This window comes from Pseudomonas sp. GW821-FHT04C07 (assembly GCF_059420325.1).
Window position 1 is genome coordinate 26,891 of the sequence record NZ_JBWKTM010000006.1, and the last position, 17,948, is coordinate 44,838.

General features: G+C 60.2%; 14 protein-coding genes and 2 pseudogenes. 14 read left to right on the forward strand and 2 right to left on the reverse strand.

Features of this window, described 5'->3' with window-relative positions; all coding sequences use genetic code 11:
* Positions 1-3 precede the first annotated feature (3 nt).
* The 8 genes from AC07UI_RS12650 to AC07UI_RS12685 all read left to right on the forward strand — a co-directional run bounded on the left by AC07UI_RS12650 (position 4) and on the right by AC07UI_RS12685 (position 9,897).
* On the forward strand, positions 4-765 hold the full coding sequence (locus AC07UI_RS12650; protein ID WP_494992806.1) for a quinoprotein dehydrogenase-associated SoxYZ-like carrier: 762 nt from the start codon (positions 4-6) through the stop codon (positions 763-765).
* Between the two features lie 15 nt (positions 766-780).
* Positions 781-1,716, forward strand: a complete 936-nt coding sequence (locus AC07UI_RS12655) for a quinoprotein relay system zinc metallohydrolase 1 (protein ID WP_494992807.1) — start codon at positions 781-783, stop codon at positions 1,714-1,716.
* 240 nt (positions 1,717-1,956) lie between these two features.
* Positions 1,957-3,735: a PQQ-dependent methanol/ethanol family dehydrogenase gene (locus AC07UI_RS12660; protein ID WP_494992808.1), complete on the forward strand. Its 1,779-nt coding sequence runs from the start codon at positions 1,957-1,959 to the stop codon at positions 3,733-3,735.
* A 258-nt stretch (positions 3,736-3,993) separates the two neighbouring features.
* Positions 3,994-5,514, forward strand: coding sequence for an acetaldehyde dehydrogenase ExaC (gene exaC, locus AC07UI_RS12665; RefSeq protein WP_494992809.1), 1,521 nt, complete (start codon positions 3,994-3,996; stop codon positions 5,512-5,514).
* Between the two features lie 227 nt (positions 5,515-5,741).
* Positions 5,742-5,813, forward strand: a complete 72-nt coding sequence (pqqA, locus tag AC07UI_RS12670; RefSeq protein WP_010209364.1) for a pyrroloquinoline quinone precursor peptide PqqA — start codon at positions 5,742-5,744, stop codon at positions 5,811-5,813.
* A gap of 57 nt (positions 5,814-5,870) precedes the next feature.
* Positions 5,871-6,785 (forward strand): pyrroloquinoline quinone biosynthesis protein PqqB, encoded by a 915-nt coding sequence (gene pqqB, locus AC07UI_RS12675; protein ID WP_494992810.1) that lies wholly within the window; start codon positions 5,871-5,873, stop codon positions 6,783-6,785.
* A gap of 237 nt (positions 6,786-7,022) precedes the next feature.
* Entirely contained in the window at positions 7,023-8,186 is a 1,164-nt protein-coding gene (ercA, locus tag AC07UI_RS12680; RefSeq protein WP_494992811.1) for an alcohol dehydrogenase-like regulatory protein ErcA, read from the forward strand.
* Positions 8,170-9,897: a PAS domain-containing hybrid sensor histidine kinase/response regulator gene (locus AC07UI_RS12685; protein ID WP_494992812.1), complete on the forward strand. Its 1,728-nt coding sequence runs from the start codon at positions 8,170-8,172 to the stop codon at positions 9,895-9,897. The genes ercA and AC07UI_RS12685 overlap by 17 nt, the downstream gene beginning before the upstream one ends.
* Before the next feature lie 90 nt (positions 9,898-9,987).
* On the opposite strand, the pseudogene AC07UI_RS12690 reads toward AC07UI_RS12685, so the two are convergent.
* Positions 9,988-10,101 (reverse strand): annotated as a pseudogene (locus AC07UI_RS12690) (LuxR family transcriptional regulator); the annotation flags it as partial.
* Positions 10,102-10,446: 345 nt separating this feature from the next.
* Between AC07UI_RS12690 and AC07UI_RS12695 the strand changes: the two are divergent.
* The 4 genes and pseudogenes from AC07UI_RS12695 to AC07UI_RS12710 all read left to right on the forward strand — a co-directional run.
* Positions 10,447-11,790, forward strand: coding sequence for an aromatic acid/H+ symport family MFS transporter (locus tag AC07UI_RS12695; protein ID WP_494992813.1), 1,344 nt, complete (start codon positions 10,447-10,449; stop codon positions 11,788-11,790).
* 127 nt (positions 11,791-11,917) lie between these two features.
* Positions 11,918-13,132, forward strand: coding sequence for a benzoate/H(+) symporter BenE family transporter (locus tag AC07UI_RS12700; RefSeq protein ID WP_494992814.1), 1,215 nt, complete (start codon positions 11,918-11,920; stop codon positions 13,130-13,132).
* 77 nt (positions 13,133-13,209) lie between these two features.
* Positions 13,210-14,478 (forward strand): OprD family porin, encoded by a 1,269-nt coding sequence (locus AC07UI_RS12705; RefSeq protein ID WP_494992815.1) that lies wholly within the window; start codon positions 13,210-13,212, stop codon positions 14,476-14,478.
* A gap of 515 nt (positions 14,479-14,993) precedes the next feature.
* Positions 14,994-15,371 (forward strand): annotated as a pseudogene (locus AC07UI_RS12710) (methyl-accepting chemotaxis protein); the annotation flags it as partial.
* Between the two features lie 20 nt (positions 15,372-15,391).
* On the opposite strand, the gene AC07UI_RS12715 reads toward AC07UI_RS12710, so the two are convergent.
* Positions 15,392-15,637, reverse strand: a complete 246-nt coding sequence (locus tag AC07UI_RS12715; RefSeq protein ID WP_494992816.1) for a DUF2790 domain-containing protein — start codon at positions 15,635-15,637, stop codon at positions 15,392-15,394.
* 121 nt (positions 15,638-15,758) lie between these two features.
* Here AC07UI_RS12715 and AC07UI_RS12720 point away from each other — a divergent pair, with 121 nt between their 5' ends.
* Complete coding sequence (locus AC07UI_RS12720) at positions 15,759-16,691, forward strand: LysR family transcriptional regulator (RefSeq protein ID WP_494992817.1); 933 nt, start codon at positions 15,759-15,761, stop codon at positions 16,689-16,691.
* A gap of 230 nt (positions 16,692-16,921) precedes the next feature.
* Entirely contained in the window at positions 16,922-17,806 is an 885-nt protein-coding gene (locus tag AC07UI_RS12725; protein ID WP_494992818.1) for a helix-turn-helix domain-containing protein, read from the forward strand.
* The last annotated feature ends 142 nt before the right edge of the window (positions 17,807-17,948 follow it).

Genomic DNA, 17,948 nt, shown 5'->3' on the forward strand with positions numbered 1-17,948 from the left:
GCGATGAACTGGCGAGCGAGTTGTCTGTTGGCCTGTTGGCTGCCATTGGCGGCGCAGGCCATCGAGGTCGATTCGGGCAAGGATCCGGTGCCTTCGGTGATGTGGGCCTTTTATCACAAACAGATGCTTGGCGATGCGCCGTTCGTGTTCGATGAGCGGGTCAAGCTGCTGGCGCCGCCGTTCGCCGAGGATGCCCGGCAGGTGCCGCTGGAAATTGACGCCCGGGTGTTCAAGGGTGAGGTGGTGAAGATTCTCGCCTGGGCCGAGCTCAACCCGTTGCCGAAAATCGTCGATTTTCAGCCGGGGGAGCGGGTGTTGCCCTGGCTGTCGATCCGCATCCGTATCGAACAGGCCACGCCGTTGCGTGCGGCGGTGCTGACCCGCGACGGTCTCTGGCATGTCGGCTCGACCCTGATCGACGCCGCTGGCGGTGGCTGCACGGCGCCCAGCGTGGTGCGCACCCAGCCGGGCTGGGAGGAGCATATCGGCGAAGTCCTTGGCGGGCGTTATCCGCGCGGCGGGTTCAGTCGCCTGCGAGTGCAGGTAGCGCATCCGATGGATAACGGCATGGTCAGCGGGATTCCGGAGTTCTTCCTTAATCATGCCGAGTTGCGCGATGACGGCGGCAAGGTGCTGGCCAATCTTGAGCTGTTCCCGGCGGTCAGCGAGAACCCGAACCTGGCTTTTGACATTGAAGGAGCAGGGCAGACGCGTCTGTTGCTGCGCGATAACAGCGGCAATGAATTCGATGCGGCGATTCCCTGATCAGAGGAGAGCGCCATGCGCTGGATGCTGCTGTTATGTCTGAGTCTGAGCCTGCCAGCCCTGGCGGACTTCGACTATCAACTCAAACCCCGGCAGATCGCCGAGGACACCTGGCTGCTGGAAGGCAGCACCGACAATTTCGCCAAGGCCAACGGCGGCAATATCGTCAATACCGCGTTTATCGTCACTGAGCGCGGGGTCGTAGTGATTGATACAGGACCGTCGAAACGCTACGGCGAAGCCTTGCGTAAAGCGATTGCCACAACCACCGATAAACCGCTGATTGAGGTCTTGTTGACGCACCATCATCCCGATCATGTGCTGGGCAACCAGGCGTTCAGCGATATTCCCATCGGTGCTCTGGCCGGTACTACCGGATTGTTGCGACAGCAAGGCGATGCCATGGCCGAGAACATGTATCGACTGGTGGGCGACTGGATGCGCGGCACCGAGGTGGTGTTGCCAACCCAGGAGATAACGCCCGGCCTCCTGAACATCGGTGGTCACCCGTTGCGTTTGTTGGGGCTGCGCGGGCATACCGGCGCCGATCTTGCGATCCTCGATGAGAAAACCGGTGTGCTGTTTGCCGGTGATCTGGTGTTTTATGAGCGAGCCCTGACCACGCCTAACTCCCCGGGACTGGAAGTGTGGCAAGCGGATATCGATCAGCTCGAAGCCCTGCCGTGGAAACAGATCGTGCCCGGCCACGGCCCGATTGCCACCGACCACAAACCCTTCGTGCAGATGCGCGACTACCTCGGCTGGCTCGACCGGTTGATGCGCGAGGGTGCCGCCACTGGCAGCGAAATGGGCGAGATGATCCGCAGCCCGATTCCCGAGCGCTTCGCGGGTATCAGCCTGAGCCGCTATGAACTGATCCGCAGCGTCAGCCATTTGTATCCGCGCTATGAGCGTGGGCAGATGAAGCGGGTGGATAACAACTCTCGGTAATGCACCCCCCTGTAGGAGCGAGCTTGCTCGCGATTGACTCAAGGGCGGCGCGTTTATTCAGAAAACACGCGTTATCGTTAACGTCCATCGCGAGCAAGCTCGGCTCCTACACGTTCCTTGTACCAAGGAACTAGAAAACTCCGCACTGCGGGCAATTGTTGGCAGGACGGCGGCGACCAAGAATCTGCACCAGACCGGGAAAATTTCCCGGGTACAACAAAAACCGCAGAGGTAGCCGTCATGACCCAACCCGCACGTCGCCAACCCTTCGCCTTGAGCGTGCTGCTCAGCGCTATGCTGTTGTCCGGCTCGGCCCTGGCCGCAGTCACCGATCAAGATATCCTCCAGGACCCGAAAAACCCGGAGCAGATCGTCACCAACGGCCTGGGTGTCCAGGGCCAGCGCTACAGTCCGCTGGATACCCTCAACGTCGACAACGTGAAAGAGTTGCGACCGGTCTGGGCCTTTTCCTTCGGTGGCGAGAAACAGCGTGGTCAGCAGGCGCAGCCATTGGTCAAGGACGGCGTGATGTACATGACCGGCTCTTACTCGCGGGTGTTCGCGGTGGATGCACGCACTGGCAAGAAGCTTTGGCAATACGATGCGCGCCTGCCCGATGATATTCGCCCCTGCTGCGACGTGATCAACCGAGGTGTCGCGCTGTACGGCGATCTGGTGTTTTTCGGCACCCTCGACGCCAAGCTCGTGGCCCTGAATAAAAACACTGGTAAGGTGGTCTGGAGCAAGCAAGTCGCCGACCATAAAGAAGGCTACTCCATCAGCGCAGCGCCGTTGGTGATCAACGGTAAACTGATTACCGGGGTGGCCGGTGGTGAGTTCGGGGTGGTCGGCAAGATCTCGGCCTATGACCCGAAAAATGGCGATTTGCTCTGGACCCGGCCGACTGTAGAAGGCCACATGGGTTACGTCTACAAGGACGGTAAAGCGATCGAGAGCGGCATTTCCGGCGGTGAAGCGGGCAAGACCTGGCCGGGCGATCTCTGGAAAACCGGCGGTGCCGCGCCTTGGCTGGGCGGCTACTACGATCCGGAAACCAACCTGCTGCTGTTCGGCACCGGCAACCCGGCGCCCTGGAACTCGCACCTGCGTCCTGGCGACAACCTCTATTCGTCATCGCGTCTGGCGCTTAACCCGGACGACGGCACCATCAAATGGCACTTCCAGAGCACCCCTCACGACGGCTGGGACTATGACGGCGTCAACGAACTGGTGTCCTTCAACTACACCGAAGGCGGTAAAGAGATCAAAGCCGCGGCGACGGCCGACCGTAACGGTTTCTTCTACGTGCTCGATCGTACCAACGGCAAGTTCATCCGCGGCTTCCCGTTCGTTGACAAAATCACCTGGGCCAGCGGCCTGGACAAGGATGGTCGACCTGTCTACAACGAGGCCAGCCGTCCGGGCGCTCCGGGCAGCGAAGCCAAGGGCAGCTCAGTGTTCGTCGCGCCGGCCTTCCTCGGGGCGAAGAACTGGATGCCGATGGCCTACAACAAGGACACCGGTCTGTTCTACGTACCGTCCAATGAATGGGGCATGGACATCTGGAACGAAGGTATCGCCTACAAGAAAGGCGCGGCGTTCCTCGGGGCCGGCTTCACCATCAAGCCGTTGAACGAAGACTACATTGGCGTATTGCGCGCCATCGACCCGAAAACCGGCAAGGAAGTCTGGCGTCACAAGAACTACGCGCCGCTCTGGGGCGGGGTGCTGACCACCAAGGGCAACCTGGTCTTTACCGGTACGCCTGAGGGCTTCCTGCAAGCGTTCAACGCCAAAACCGGCGAGAAAGTCTGGGAATTCCAGACCGGTTCTGGCGTGCTTGGCTCGCCCGTCACCTGGGAAATGGACGGCGAACAGTACATCTCGGTGCTTTCCGGCTGGGGCGGCGCCGTTCCGTTGTGGGGTGGAGAAGTGGCCAAGCGCGTCAAAGACTTCAACCAGGGCGGCATGCTCTGGACCTTCAAATTGCCGAAAGACTTGGTGGTGGCCAAGCATTGATCGGACGCAAGCCCATGATCGTTCCCACGCTCCGCGTGGGAATGCCTCAACGGACGCTCTGCGTCCGCTTTTGGGACGCAGAGCGTCCCGGGCTGCATTCCCACGCAGAGCGTGGGAACGATCTACACACACACGAAAACTACGACCAAATAACGAGAGTCCCCCTGCCAACGGCGCATTCGTCCGGCACGCGGGGCTCTCTACCATCGATTCATCGCCTGTCCGCCCGACAGGCATCGACCCAAATAGAGGCCCACCATGATTTATGCTCAACCCGGAACACCAGGCGCCGTTGTGTCTTTCAAACCACGCTACGGCAACTTCATCGGCGGTGAGTTCGTCGCACCGGTCAATGGCGAATACTTCACCAACACCTCCCCGGTGACGGGCGAAGTGATTGCCGAGTTCCCTCGCTCCAGCGCCGCCGATATCGACAAGGCACTGGACGCTGCCCATGCCGCAGCCGATGCCTGGGGCAAGACTTCGGTTCAGGACCGCTCCCTGGTGCTGTTGAAAATCGCCGAGCGCATCGAACAGAATCTGGAGATCCTTGCGGTCACCGAAACCTGGGACAACGGCAAGGCCGTACGCGAAACCCTGAACGCCGACGTGCCGCTGGCCGCCGATCACTTCCGCTATTTCGCCGGTTGCATCCGTGCTCAGGAAGGCGGCGCCGCCGAGATCAACGAACTGACCACCGCCTACCATTTCCACGAACCGCTGGGCGTGGTCGGGCAGATCATTCCGTGGAACTTCCCGCTGCTGATGGCCGCCTGGAAACTCGCTCCGGCGCTGGCGGCCGGTAACTGCGTGGTGCTCAAACCGGCCGAGCAGACGCCACTGTCGATCATGGTGTTTGCTGAACTGATCGCTGATTTACTGCCGGCGGGCGTCTTGAACATCGTTCAGGGCTTCGGTCGCGAAGCCGGTGAAGCCCTGGCCACCAGCAAGCGCATCGCCAAGATCGCCTTCACCGGTTCCACCCCGGTGGGCGCGCACATCATGCATTGCGCCGCCGAGAACATCATTCCGAGCACCGTGGAGCTGGGCGGCAAGTCGCCGAACATTTTCTTCGAAGACATCATGAACGCCGAGCCGCAGTTCATCGAAAAAGCCGCCGAAGGCCTGGTGTTGGCATTCTTCAATCAGGGCGAGGTTTGCACCTGTCCGTCGCGGGCGCTGGTGCAGGAGTCGATCTACGAACCGTTCATGGCCGAGGTGATGAAAAAAATCGTCAAGATCAAGCGCGGCAATCCACTGGACACCGACACCATGGTCGGCGCCCAGGCGTCCGAGCAGCAATACGACAAGATCCTGTCCTATCTGAAAATCGCTCAGGAGGAGGGTGCTGAACTGCTCACCGGTGGTGCTGCCGAGCGGCTTGAGGGTGACCTGTCCAGCGGCTATTACATCCAGCCGACATTGCTCAAGGGTCACAACAAAATGCGTGTGTTCCAGGAAGAAATCTTCGGTCCGGTGGTCGGCGTGACCACCTTCAAGGACGAAGCCGAAGCCCTGGCGATTGCCAACGACAGCGAGTTCGGTCTCGGTGCCGGTCTCTGGACCCGTGACATCAACCGTGCCTACCGCATGGGCCGGGCGATCAAGGCCGGGCGTGTCTGGACCAACTGCTACCACCTGTACCCGGCGCACGCCGCGTTCGGCGGCTATAAAAAGTCCGGTGTCGGTCGTGAAACCCACAAGATGATGCTCGACCATTACCAGCAGACCAAAAACCTGCTGGTCAGCTACGACATCAACCCGTTGGGGTTCTTCTGATCTAGCGGACACCGCGTCAACCCCATCGCGGGCAAGCCTCGCTCCTACGGATTTGCACAATCCTGTAGGAGCGAGGCTTGCCCGCGATGAGGCCCTGCCTGACACCCCCGCCAACACCCCCTACCAATGCACCCTGCAACCTCCTTCGAAAGTAGCATTCGGTCGCGCCACAGCCCGTGTATTAATGCCTCTACCGGAATTGCCCGGCATAAGAAGAGGATTGACCCATGTGGACTAAACCCGCGTTTACCGATCTGCGTATTGGCTTTGAAGTGACCATGTATTTCGCCAGCCGTTGATCGTTTTCCCGGCCAATCCCTGCATTGGCCGGGGCCTGCACATTGGAGCGCTGCCCTATGCACATCCGGATTCTTGGCTCCGCCGCTGGCGGTGGTTTCCCGCAATGGAACTGCAACTGCCGCAATTGCGCAGGCGTACGTAATGCCAGCCTGCGGGCGCAACGGCGTACGCAGTCTTCGATTGCCCTGAGCGATAACGGTGTGGACTGGATTGTGTGCAACGCTTCGCCGGACATTCGGGTTCAGCTGGAATCATTCCCACCGCTGCAACCGGCCCGCCAGTTGCGTGATACGGCGATTGCCGGGGTGATCCTGCTGGACAGCCAGATCGACCATTGCACCGGCTTGCTGAGCCTGCGCGAAGGCTGCCCGCATCAGGTCTGGTGTACCGAGATGGTCCATCAGGACCTGAGCAGCGGTTTTCCATTGTTCACCATGCTGAGCCACTGGAATGGCGGGCTGCAGTGGCAGCCCATCGGCTTGAGCGGCGAACCGTTCAGCATTCCCGCCTGTAGCCACCTGCGACTGCGGGCCATTGCCTTACGCAGCAGCGCGCCACCGTATTCGCCCCATCGCGGCAATCCACAACCTGGCGACAACATCGGGTTGTTTATCGAAGACCTGCGCAGCGGTCGCAGCCTGTTCTACGCCCCGGGGCTTGGACAAGTCGACGACCACTTGCTCGACTGGATGCACCGCGCCGACTGTCTGCTGGTGGACGGCACCCTCTGGCGCGACGATGAAATGCGCGTCAGTGAAGTCGGTGACAAACTCGGCAGCGAGATGGGGCATCTGCCGCAAAGCGGGCCCGGCGGAATGCTCGAGGTGCTCGAGGGTTTTCCCGAACAGCGCAAGATTCTCATCCATATCAACAACACCAACCCGATCCTCGACGAAGACTCGGCCGAGCGCGCACTGCTGGAGCGGCGCGGGATTGAAGTGGCGTTCGATGGGATGGATATCGACCTGTAATCCCTGTAGGAGCGAGCTTGCTCGCGATATGGACGTTAACGGTAACGCGGATTTTCTGGATAAACGCGTCGCACTCAGGTCCATCGTCGGAACGCCGCCCGGAGCAAGTTCGCTCCTACACCGGCATTGGGGTTTGCCCGCGAAAGCGGCATGACAGGCTACCCATTGGTCTCATTGCATTCGTAACAAGATGCTTTAGGCTGGCGTTTATCTTCAAAACAATAAAAAAGGCTTTCCATGAGCCAGAACCTCAGCCAGCTGCGTAAATTCGTTTCTCCTGAAATCATCTTTGGTGCCGGTTGCCGGCATAACGTCGGCAACTACGCAAAAACCTTCGGTGCACGCAAGGTCCTGGTGGTCAGTGATCCCGGGGTGATCGCCGCCGGTTGGGTCGCCGATATCGAAGCCAGCCTGCAGGCTCAAGGTATCGACTACTGCTTGTACAGCGCGGTCTCGCCCAACCCCAGGGCGGAAGAGGTCATGCTGGGTGCCGAGATGTACCGGGAAAACCACTGCGATGTGATCGTCGCCGTCGGCGGCGGTAGCCCGATGGACTGCGGCAAAGGCATCGGTATCGTTGTCGCTCACGGGCGCAGCATTCTTGAGTTCGAAGGCGTGGACACCATTCGGGTGCCGAGCCCGCCGCTGATTTTGATCCCGACCACGGCCGGTACTTCGGCCGACGTCTCGCAATTCGTGATCATTTCCAATCAGCAGGAGCGGATGAAGTTCTCCATCGTCAGCAAAGCGGTGGTGCCGGACGTGTCATTGATCGACCCGGAAACCACCCTGAGCATGGACCCGTTCCTGTCTGCCTGTACCGGCATCGATGCCCTGGTGCACGCAATCGAAGCCTTCGTTTCCACGGGCCACGGACCGTTGACCGATCCTCATGCGCTGGAGGCGATGCGCCTGATCAACGGCAATCTGCTGCAAATGATCGCCAACCCCTCAGACATCGCGCTGCGGGAAAAAATCATGCTTGGCAGCATGCAGGCCGGGCTGGCGTTCTCCAATGCGATTCTCGGTGCGGTGCATGCCATGTCCCACAGCCTGGGCGGCTTTCTTGATCTGCCCCATGGGCTGTGCAACGCGGTGCTGGTCGAGCATGTGGTGGCGTTCAACTACAGCTCGGCACCGGAGCGCTTCAAGGTGATTGCCGAGACCTTCGGTATCGACTGTCGTGGCCTCAATCACCGGCAGATTTGTGGGCGACTGGTGGAACACCTGATCGCCCTCAAACACTCGATCGGTTTCCATGAAACCCTCGGCTTGCACGGCGTCAGCATGGCGGACATTCCGTTCCTCTCGCAGCACGCCATGGACGACCCGTGCATCCTTACCAATCCGCGCGAGTCGAGCCAGCGTGATGTCGAGGTCGTCTATGGCGAAGCCCTCTGACGAACAACAGCGTGCTCTGGCCGGGCTGTTGGGGCTGGGCAGCCATTCGGCGCGCAAGAGCCATTACCCGGAGCTGGCGGCGCGTCTGGATGATCTGGAGACCGAGCGCAATCGCTATAAATGGCTGTTCGAGCATGCGGTACACGGTATTTTCCAGGCCAGCCTGCAAGAAGGGATGCGCGCTGCCAACCCGGCACTGGCACGAATGCTCGGCTACGAAGATCCACAGGAAGTGTTGTTTTCCCTGAAGGATCTGGCCGGCAATCTGTTTATTGGCGGTGTCGCCCAATTGCAGTCTATCGGCGAGACCTTGCAACGCCAGCGCAGCCTGCTTGGTTACGAAACACAGCTGCGGCGCAAGGATGGCAGTTGTCTCGATGTGCTGATGAACCTGCTGCTCAAACCCGATCAGGATGGGTTGGTAGAAGGCTTTGTCACCGATATCACCGAACGCAAACTGGCCCAGCAACGTCTGCAACAACTCAATGATGAACTGGAGCAACGTGTCGCGGCGCGCACCGACGAGTTGCTGGAAGCCAACCGCAATCTGCAACAGCAGATCGCCCGGCGCGAACAGATCGAACACGCCTTGCGCGAGGCCCGGGATGCCGCCCAGGCCGCCAATCGCAGCAAGGACAAATACCTGGCCGCCGCCAGCCATGACTTGCTGCAACCGCTGAACGCCGCACGCTTGTTGATTTCGACCTTGCGCGAGCGGGATTTGCCGGACGTCGAACAGGTGTTGGTCGAGCGCACCCATCAGGCTCTGGAAGGGGCCGAAGACTTGCTCACGGACCTGTTGGATATCTCCAAACTCGATCAGGCCGCGGTCAAACCGGACATCGCGCTTTACCGCCTCGATGAATTGCTCACGCCGCTGGTCTCGGAATTCCAGTCAGTCGCCGAGGCGTCCGGTTTGAACCTGCGGGTACGCATTGGCGATTTTGCCGTACGTACCGACCTGCGGCTGATGACACGGATCATGCGCAACTTCCTCAGCAACGCCTGCCGCTATACCGATCGGGGCAGCATCCTGCTCGGCGCCAGACGGCGGGGCAATTGCCTGCGCCTGGAAGTCTGGGACACCGGTCGCGGTATCGCCGCCGACCGGCTGGATTCAATTTTCCTTGAGTTCAACCAACTGGATGTCGGCCGCGCCGCCGACCGCAAGGGGGTGGGACTGGGTCTGGCCATCGTCGAGCGCATCGCGAAAATCCTCGGTTATCGGGTCCAGGTTCACTCACGGCCGGGACGCGGTTCGATGTTCAGCATTGACGTGCCGATCTCCCGCGAAGTGCCGCTGCCCATCAGTCAGGCAGCGCCTCAGCCAGGTACAGGCAACCCCTTGCCGGGCCGACGTTTGCTGGTGCTGGACAACGAATTGAGCATCCTTGAAAGCATGAGCGCACTGCTCGGGCAGTGGGGCTGTGAGGTGGTGACGGCGACCGACGAGGTCAGCGCACTGCAGGCGTTGCAAGGGCGGGCACCGGAACTGATTCTGGCGGACTTTCACCTGGATCACGGCGTCGTCGGCTGTGAGGTGGTCAAGCATCTGCGCGAACATTTTGCCCGGCCTATCCCGGCCGTCATCATCACGGCTGACCGCAGTGATCAGTGTCGACGCTCGTTGCAAAAACTCGGCGCACCGCTGTTGAACAAACCGGTCAAACCCGGAAAGTTGCGCGCAGCGTTGAGTCAGTTGCTGGGTTAGTGCACGCAGGCAAGCCATCGCAACGTGCTGCATGACCGCCGAGGAGGGGGCAGGCCCGCCAGGTTGAGTGCCGATATGGCCGGCTCGGCGTCAGGCTACTCGGGTCTCCCGGTTCTGCGTCAACCAGTCGATGAACAGTGAAAACAACTCCGCCTGCGAGCTGATTTCCAGCTTGGTGTAGAGATTCTTGCGGTGCATGCGCACGAGAGAGGCGTGAGTAACGTCGAGTCCCGGCCGCGCGGCCGATTGCTCCGCTGACTCTAGCGGTGTTCCCCTCTGGCCAAGTTCTTGGCATTTCACCCCCCCTGCACAAAACGGATAGCGATCTGCACAAAGCGGATATCGCCTCTCGCTTCGCCTTCATAACCTCACATGGCCTGAACAAGAACAATCGAGGAGCTGCCACGCGGCACTGCCGCACATGCTCAAGCAAGGTGCCGGGGATGACGCCTGCTGTATCACCCGCGTGACCCTGTCGGTGGTGGGTGGCGACGAGGGTTTCGGGGTTTACCCATGCAGTTCTAAAAATAACAACAAGAGACAGACGCCATGCGAAATATCGACGTACATGAAGTTATCGACAACGCGCGCTTCAACCGTTTCCACTGGATGGTGTTGTTCTGGTGTGCCCTGATCATCATCTTCGATGGCTACGACCTGGTGATCTATGGCGTTGTCTTGCCCATGCTGATGAAAGAGTGGGGGTTGAGCCCGCTGGAGGCTGGGGCGCTGGGCAGTTATGCGCTGTTCGGCATGATGTTCGGTGCGCTGTTTTTCGGGCCGCTCTCGGACAAGATCGGGCGAAAGAAAACCATCACCCTGTGCGTCATCCTGTTTAGCGGCTTTACCGTGCTCAATGGTTTTGCCAGCAGCCCCACGCAGTTTGGTATCTGCCGTTTCATTGCCGGTCTGGGCATTGGCGGCGTGATGCCCAACGTGGTGGCGCTGATGAACGAATACGCGCCGAAGAAAATCCGCAGCACGCTGGTGGCGATCATGTTCAGCGGCTATTCGGTGGGCGGCATGCTCTCCGCTGGCCTGGGCATCGTGTTGGTCCCCAGCTTCGGTTGGCAGGCGGTGTTTTATGTGGCGGTTCTGCCGTTGCTGCTGTTGCCGCTGATTATGTACTTCCTGCCCGAGTCGGTGGGTTTCATGCTGCGTCAGGGGCGCAATGACGAGGCGCGCAAAATCCTCGAACGCGTGGATCCTGGCTATGCCTGGCAAGACAGCGACCGTCTGCACATGACGGAAGTGAAAGGCACCGGCACTCCCGTCCTGCAATTGTTTCGCGAAGGCCGTGCACTGCGCACGCTGATGCTCTGGGTGGCTTTTTTCTGCTGCCTGCTGATGGTCTACGCACTGAGTTCCTGGCTACCCAAACTGATGGCCAACGCCGGTTACAGCCTGGGCTCGAGCCTGTCTTTCCTGCTGGCGCTGAACTTCGGTGCAATCTTCGGCGCGGTGGGCGGCGGGATGTTGGGCGACAAACTCAATCTGCCACGGGTATTGGCGGTGTTCTTCACCATCGCTGCAGTGTCAATCACCTTGCTCGGCTTCAAGAGCCCGACGCCGGTACTTTACCTGCTGATCGCCATCGCCGGCGCCACCACCATCGGTTCGCAAATCCTGCTGTATGCCTGTGCCGCACAGTTCTACTCCATGGCCATTCGCTCCACCGGGCTGGGTTGGGCGTCGGGTATCGGTCGCAACGGTGCCATCGTCGGTCCGCTGTTGGGCGGCGCTCTGCTGGGTATCAGCCTGCCGTTGCAGCTTAACTTCATGGCCTTTGCCTTGCCGGGGGCGATCGCCGCCATCGCCATGACCTTGTTCGCCATCAGTAGCCGGCGCCGTGCCAACAGCGTTGCGTCCGCGCTGATTACGGCCAGGGCCTGAGGCTGATGAAGGGGAGCATGGCGTTCGCCGTGTTCCCCGGTTGCTCCTGAATCAATCGATTTCCCCCTGACAAGAGCATCCGGGCCGCGTGCCACGGATCGCCTGATGAGCCTTGCGGCGAGGTCCCATGAAAGCGTTGCTCCACGACTTTTCCCTGTCCGCCGCGGTCGCCGGGTTTATCGCCACGGTGATTTCCTATGCCGGGCCTTTGGTGATCATTTTTCAGGCGGCCGAGACTGCCCATTTGCCACGTGACGTGTTGTCGTCCTGGGTGTGGGCCATTTCCATTGGCAGTGCATTGCTTGGCATCGGCCTGAGCCTGCGTTACCGCGTACCGCTGATCATCGCCTGGTCGGCACCCGGGTCGGCGCTGCTGGTGGCACTGCTGCCGGGCATTTCCATGCACGAGGCAGTGGGCGCCTACCTGATCAGCAGTCTGATCATCTTTGTGGTGGGGGTATCAGGTGCCTTCGACCGGATTATCAGCAAGCTGCCAGCGGCGATCGCGGCGGCGATGCTGGCCGGCATTCTGTTCAGCTTCGGTACCGGGTTGTTCGTGTCCTTGCAAGGCAAGCCGCTACTGGTGCTGGCGATGTTTGCCACCTACCTGGTATGCAAGCGCGTGATACCGCGTTACGCGGTGTTGGTGGTACTGCTGGTCGGTTGCTCCATCGCCTTGCTGGCGGGTGACTTGCATCGCGAGGCGCTGGTGATCGGCCTGGCCACACCGGTGTGGATCACACCGCATTTCAGCCTGAGCGCGACCCTGAATATCGCCTTGCCACTGGTGATGGTGGCGCTGACCGGTCAATTCGTGCCGGGCATGGCGGTTCTGCGTGCCAGCGGTTATGCCACGCCGGCCAGCCCGATCATCGCCAGCAGCGCGCTGGGTACTGCGCTTCTTGCCCCCTTTGGCTGCCATGGTCTGAATCTGGCGGCGATTACCGCCGCTATATGCACAGGGCGTGAGGCCCACGAAGACCCAGGCAAACGTTATGTCGCCGGGGTGGTGGGTGGCCTTTGCTACCTGCTGCTGGGCATCTTCGGCGCCACTCTGGTCTCGCTGTTTTCCGCCTTCCCCAAAGAGCTGATCGCAGCCTTGGCCGGGCTGGCGTTGTTCGCCGCAATCGCAGGTGCACTGGCGGGGGCCATGGCGGTACCGAATGACCGCGAGGCGGCGCTGGTGACCTTGCTCACCACGGCATCGGGTATGTCCCTGTTTGGTTTGTCCGCTGCCTTCTGGGGGCTGATTTTCGGCATGTCCACGCACCTGTTGCTGAGTGCCCGGCGACCCGACTCCGTTACTCGGATAACCCGCGGCCAGGAGGAGGTGGCGCGCTGAGATCCAAGACATCCACATCGAAACCGATGCGGGTGGAGCACTGCAACCTGTCGATCAATAACAATAAGAGCAAAACGATGAAACAGACTTTTCCAGCAACTCGTTCAGTGTTGTCCCTGGCTGTCGCCTTGAGTTTTTCCAGCGGCCTGATGGCCGCCGAGGGTGGCTTTGTCGAGGATGCCAGCGCTACCCTGCAGGCACGCAATTACTACTTCAGCCGCGACTTTTCCGACATCGTCGGGGCGAACAAGCAGTCGAAGGCCGAGGAGTGGGCGCAAGGCTTTATCCTCAACCTCAAATCGGGTTATACCCAAGGGCCGATCGGGGTAGGCGTGGATGCCATGGGGCTGTTGGGCCTCAAGCTCGACAGCAGCCCGGACCGGGCCAACACCGGGTTGTTGCCGGTGCAGGGCGATGGTCGCGCGCCGAATGATTACAGCCGTCTGGAGGCTGCTCTGAAGCTGCGTTACTCTAAGACCGAACTGCGGGTCGGCGAGTTGCAACCCAATCTCCCGGTGTTGGCCTTCAGCGATATCCGTCTGCTGCCTCCCAGCTACAAGGGCACGAGCATCACCTCCAGCGAGATCAATGGCCTGACCCTGCAGGGCGGTCATTTGAGCTCAACCAGCCTGCGCAACGAAGCTGGCGAGCAAAAACTGCAGGCCATGCTCGGTCATCTGCCGCAACGCCAGGTCAGCAGTGATGGCTTCAATTATGCGGGCGCCGATTACGCGTTCAATAACAAGCGTACCTCGGTCAGTGCCTGGTATGGGCAACTGGAGGACATCTACAGCCAGCGCTTCCTGGGCCTCAAACACAGCGAGCCTTTCGGTGATTGGACCCTGGGCGCCAATCTGGGTTACTACGATGCCCGCGAAGACGGTAAAAAGCTGCTGGGCACGATCGATAATCGGGCGTTCTTCTCCTTGCTGTCGGCCAGACACGGCGGCCATACCTTCTACCTCGGGTATCAGGGGATGTATGGCGATAGCGCCTTCCCACGGGTATTCGCCAACGTCTCGCCGCTGGGCAACGAAGCACCGACCTACGAGTTCGCCTTCACCGATGAGCGTTCCTGGCAGGTGCGTTACGACTACGATTTTGCGGCCTTGGGGTTGCCCGGTCTGACTAGCACAGTGCGTTACATCACAGGCAATAACGTCGACACCGGCAAGGGCTTCGAAGGCAAGGATCGCGAGCGCGACCTCGATCTCGGCTACGTGGTACAGAGCGGAACCTTGAAGGGGCTCGGGATGCGGGTGCGCAACGCCGTGGCGCGCTCCAACTACCGCAGCGATATCGACGAAAACCGCCTGATCCTCAGTTACACCTGGACGCTGCGTTGATCGGCATGGAGGTTCATATGGCACGAAAAGTCTGGGCCGGGTTGCTGTTGTCTGCAGCAGGCATAGGTGCAGTGGTGTTGGCCTGGGGCGATAGCGGGCGCCTGTTGCTGGCCGCAGGGATAAATCTGGCGTTGCTGCTCGGGGCCGTGCTCTATCACCGCCAGCCAGTGGTGGTGCTCGAGGATGACGTGGAGCGCGAACCGCAACCGCCTGTGCTCAGTGCGCCAGTGGCCGTGGTGCAGACGCTGACGCAGGTGCCCGAACCTGTGTGGCCGGGCGCACAAGTGCAGGCCACCCTGGAGCAGTTGACCCAGGCGGTGCTACAGACTGAGGAGGACATGCGCTTCGCCGATCAGTTGGCGCGGGCGGCGGGCGAGCGAGTGAAGTCCAGCGCGCAGAGTATGCAATCTTCGGCGAGCGTGCTCAGTGATCTGAACCTCTATTTGCAGCGTCTGGATCAGGTGTTCGACGAGCTGGGCAGTCAGTCGGTACGAATCGGTTCCATTGTCGGCAGCATTCAGGACATCGCCCGACAGACCAATCTGCTGGCGTTGAATGCCGCCATCGAGGCAGCACGAGCCGGCAGCCATGGCCGAGGTTTTGCGGTGGTGGCAGACGAGGTGCGCAATCTATCCCGCCAGGCCGCCGACTCCAGTGCTCAGATCAGGCAGATCGCTACGGGTCTGGAAAAGTCCGCCGAGGACGCGCGGCAAGGCATCGAGCACCTGACGGTTTCAACCCGGTTGGGGCTGGAGAAGGCCGAGGTCGCGTTGCACTCAATGGGCGAGCTGCGCACGGGTGCGGTGGCCAGGGTGGAGGTGGTCGAACGCATCATGCAACGGCTGGCCAGCCTGCATGAACTGGCATTGCATGCGGCGCGGCTTGTCGCATGAGTAGCGCTGCCCGGGCTTGATCAAGAGTTGCCCGAGCAGCCGCCCATGACCTGGTAAACCAGGCGATGGGTTTCACCCTGGTGATCGACATAGACCATGGTCGCGGGCACCACTTCGCAGGCGTTTGCAGTGGGCGATACCGAGATGACCTTGGCGATATCGAGTGGCTGCGCGGGGTTGTACTGAGTCGCAGGGACTTGTTCGTCGCCGGCCGCCATGACCGAGGTGGCGATGACTGCCAGAAACAGACTGATCAACGTTTTCATTTCATTTTTCTCCTTGGTGATCCTGATGCCTGAAGTCTATTCCTTGCCTGTTGTAGATAAAGAGGGGTTTGCTTGATGCAGCCTTACATGAAACGCAACAGTCAGTGCGCCCGGAGGGCATATGGACCTGCTCAATAGCCTGCGGGTATTCGTCCGCGTGGTCGATAGCGGCAGTTTTACCGCAGCAGCGCAGGCACTCGATTTCTCTACCGCGCAAGTTTCACGGTTGGTGGCGGATCTGGAGCAGCATGTGCAGGCGCGCCTGCTGCAACGCACCACCCGGCGCCTGCGGTTGACCGAAGCCGGCGAGCGCTTTTTGCGGCGTGGCCGGCAGATACTCGAGGAAATGGACGAAGCCACCGCCGAAGCCCGCGACGCCCATCTCAACCCCAGTGGTCGGCTTCGGGTGCACAGCCTGAGCGGTTTGGGTGTGCTGATCACACCGCTGATCGCCCGTTATAGCGAGCTCCATCCTGAGGTGGTGTTCGAGCTGACCCTGTCTCAGCGCAATCCGGACCCGCTGGAAGAAGGTCATGATGTGGTCATCTCGATTGCCCAGGAATTGGCCGACTCGCAATTTGTCGCACAGGTCATCGGGCAGATTTACAGCCTGCCTTGCGCCTGCGCGCAATACTTGCAACGCCATGGTGTACCGGGAGCGCCTGTGGACCTGAATGAGCATCGCTGCTTACGCATGCTCGATCCGTTGTACCACGATGAATGGGTATTCCATGACGAGCGGGGCGGGTACAGCCTCGTACCCGGCAAGACCTTCCAGAGCAATGTCGCCGAGTCTATGGTCAAGGCCTCTGAAGCGGGCATGGGCATCAGCCTGCTGCCTTTCTATACCGCGACCCGTCCGGTCAGCGAAGGCAAGTTACTGCGTGTGCTGCCGGCCTATCGCCTACGTGAACGGCATGTCTACGCAGTCTATCCATCGCGGCGTTTCCTCGATGCCAAGGTCAGAACCTGGGTGGACTTTCTCAAGGTGGAGCTGCCCAAGCTGTTTGCCGAGCATGAGGCAGTCATGAACGACCCACGCCACTGGGCCTGATGCCAGCACCTTTGTAGAGGGGAAGGCGCAGATGCTCCTCAACCGGTGCCCCACCAACCAGGCCCCGATGGCTGAATCGGCGCCCCCCGTTGCTATTTGACGAACGCCTGCATGTCGCTGGTTTCAAGTCTGTTTGCGCTGTTTTTTACACGCTGATAGGGTGCGCTGATAATAATTATTACTGGCTTCGTCCGGCGCCTCCGGGCGGGGATACAAGGAAGGAAAACAGCATGCAGATTCAATCCCACGACACTGCGGATGTGGATCAGCAACTTGTCATCGCCGGTTGGCAGGAGCATTACCAGCAAATGTCACCCGGTTGTTTCCAGGGCAAGGTTGTGCACATGGAGCTGGGTGGCGTTGAGGTGTATGAAGAGCGCATGAATACGCGGATAGAACAGCATTTCCATGCGCCCGCTGATTCATTGGTATTCAGTTTCGATACTCGCAATGGCTCGCTGTATTTACTCAACGAGGAAAGTCAAAACACCTGGATCACGCCGGAAAACTATAAAGAAGTAGCCGTCGTGATTGGTCCTCAGTACCTCAAACAACTCAATAGCCTGAACTTGAGCAGTCTTGATGGATTGTTCCTGACGCCGCTGGTTTCCCAGCAAAGCCAGGTCTTCGGTCGCTGGTTGAGCAGCACGCTGCAACAACTGGTCGCAGGACCGTCCCAGGTGGTCGAAGAGGGCCTGGCGCAACAGCTGGTCGACGATTGCCTGTATATCCTCGACTGCCCGAGCCAGACCCTGGATCGGGCAAGCCAAAAACATCTGGCCCATGACCGCCGGCTCATTCAGCGGGTATTCGATCTGGTCATGGCTTGCCCGCAAGAGCATTTCAATGCCCTGCAACTGGCCAGTGGCGCCGGGGTGTCTGTGCGTCAGTTGCAGCAAAGCTTCACCTCCTTTACCGGTGTGTCTCCCAGCCAATGGCAACGACTGCGCCGATTGAACTTCGCACGCCGTGATTTGCTGCGCACCTCGGCAGGTGAAACCACCGTGGCGGAAATCGCCATGCGCTGGTCATTCTGGCACTTGGGGCGTTTCTCAGAGGCCTATCGCGGCCTGTTCGGCGAGCTTCCCAGCTGCACACTCTTGCGCTCGCGCTAAGTAGCCAACGCCCACGCGTTCACGCCCCAAAATGGGGCATGAACAAACGCGCAAATCGGATAGAAGCCAGCCGCCTCACGATTGCACTATCTCCTTGAAGCACGGAACTGGGCCGCCATGGGGCGCTCGGGCATTTCCCTGT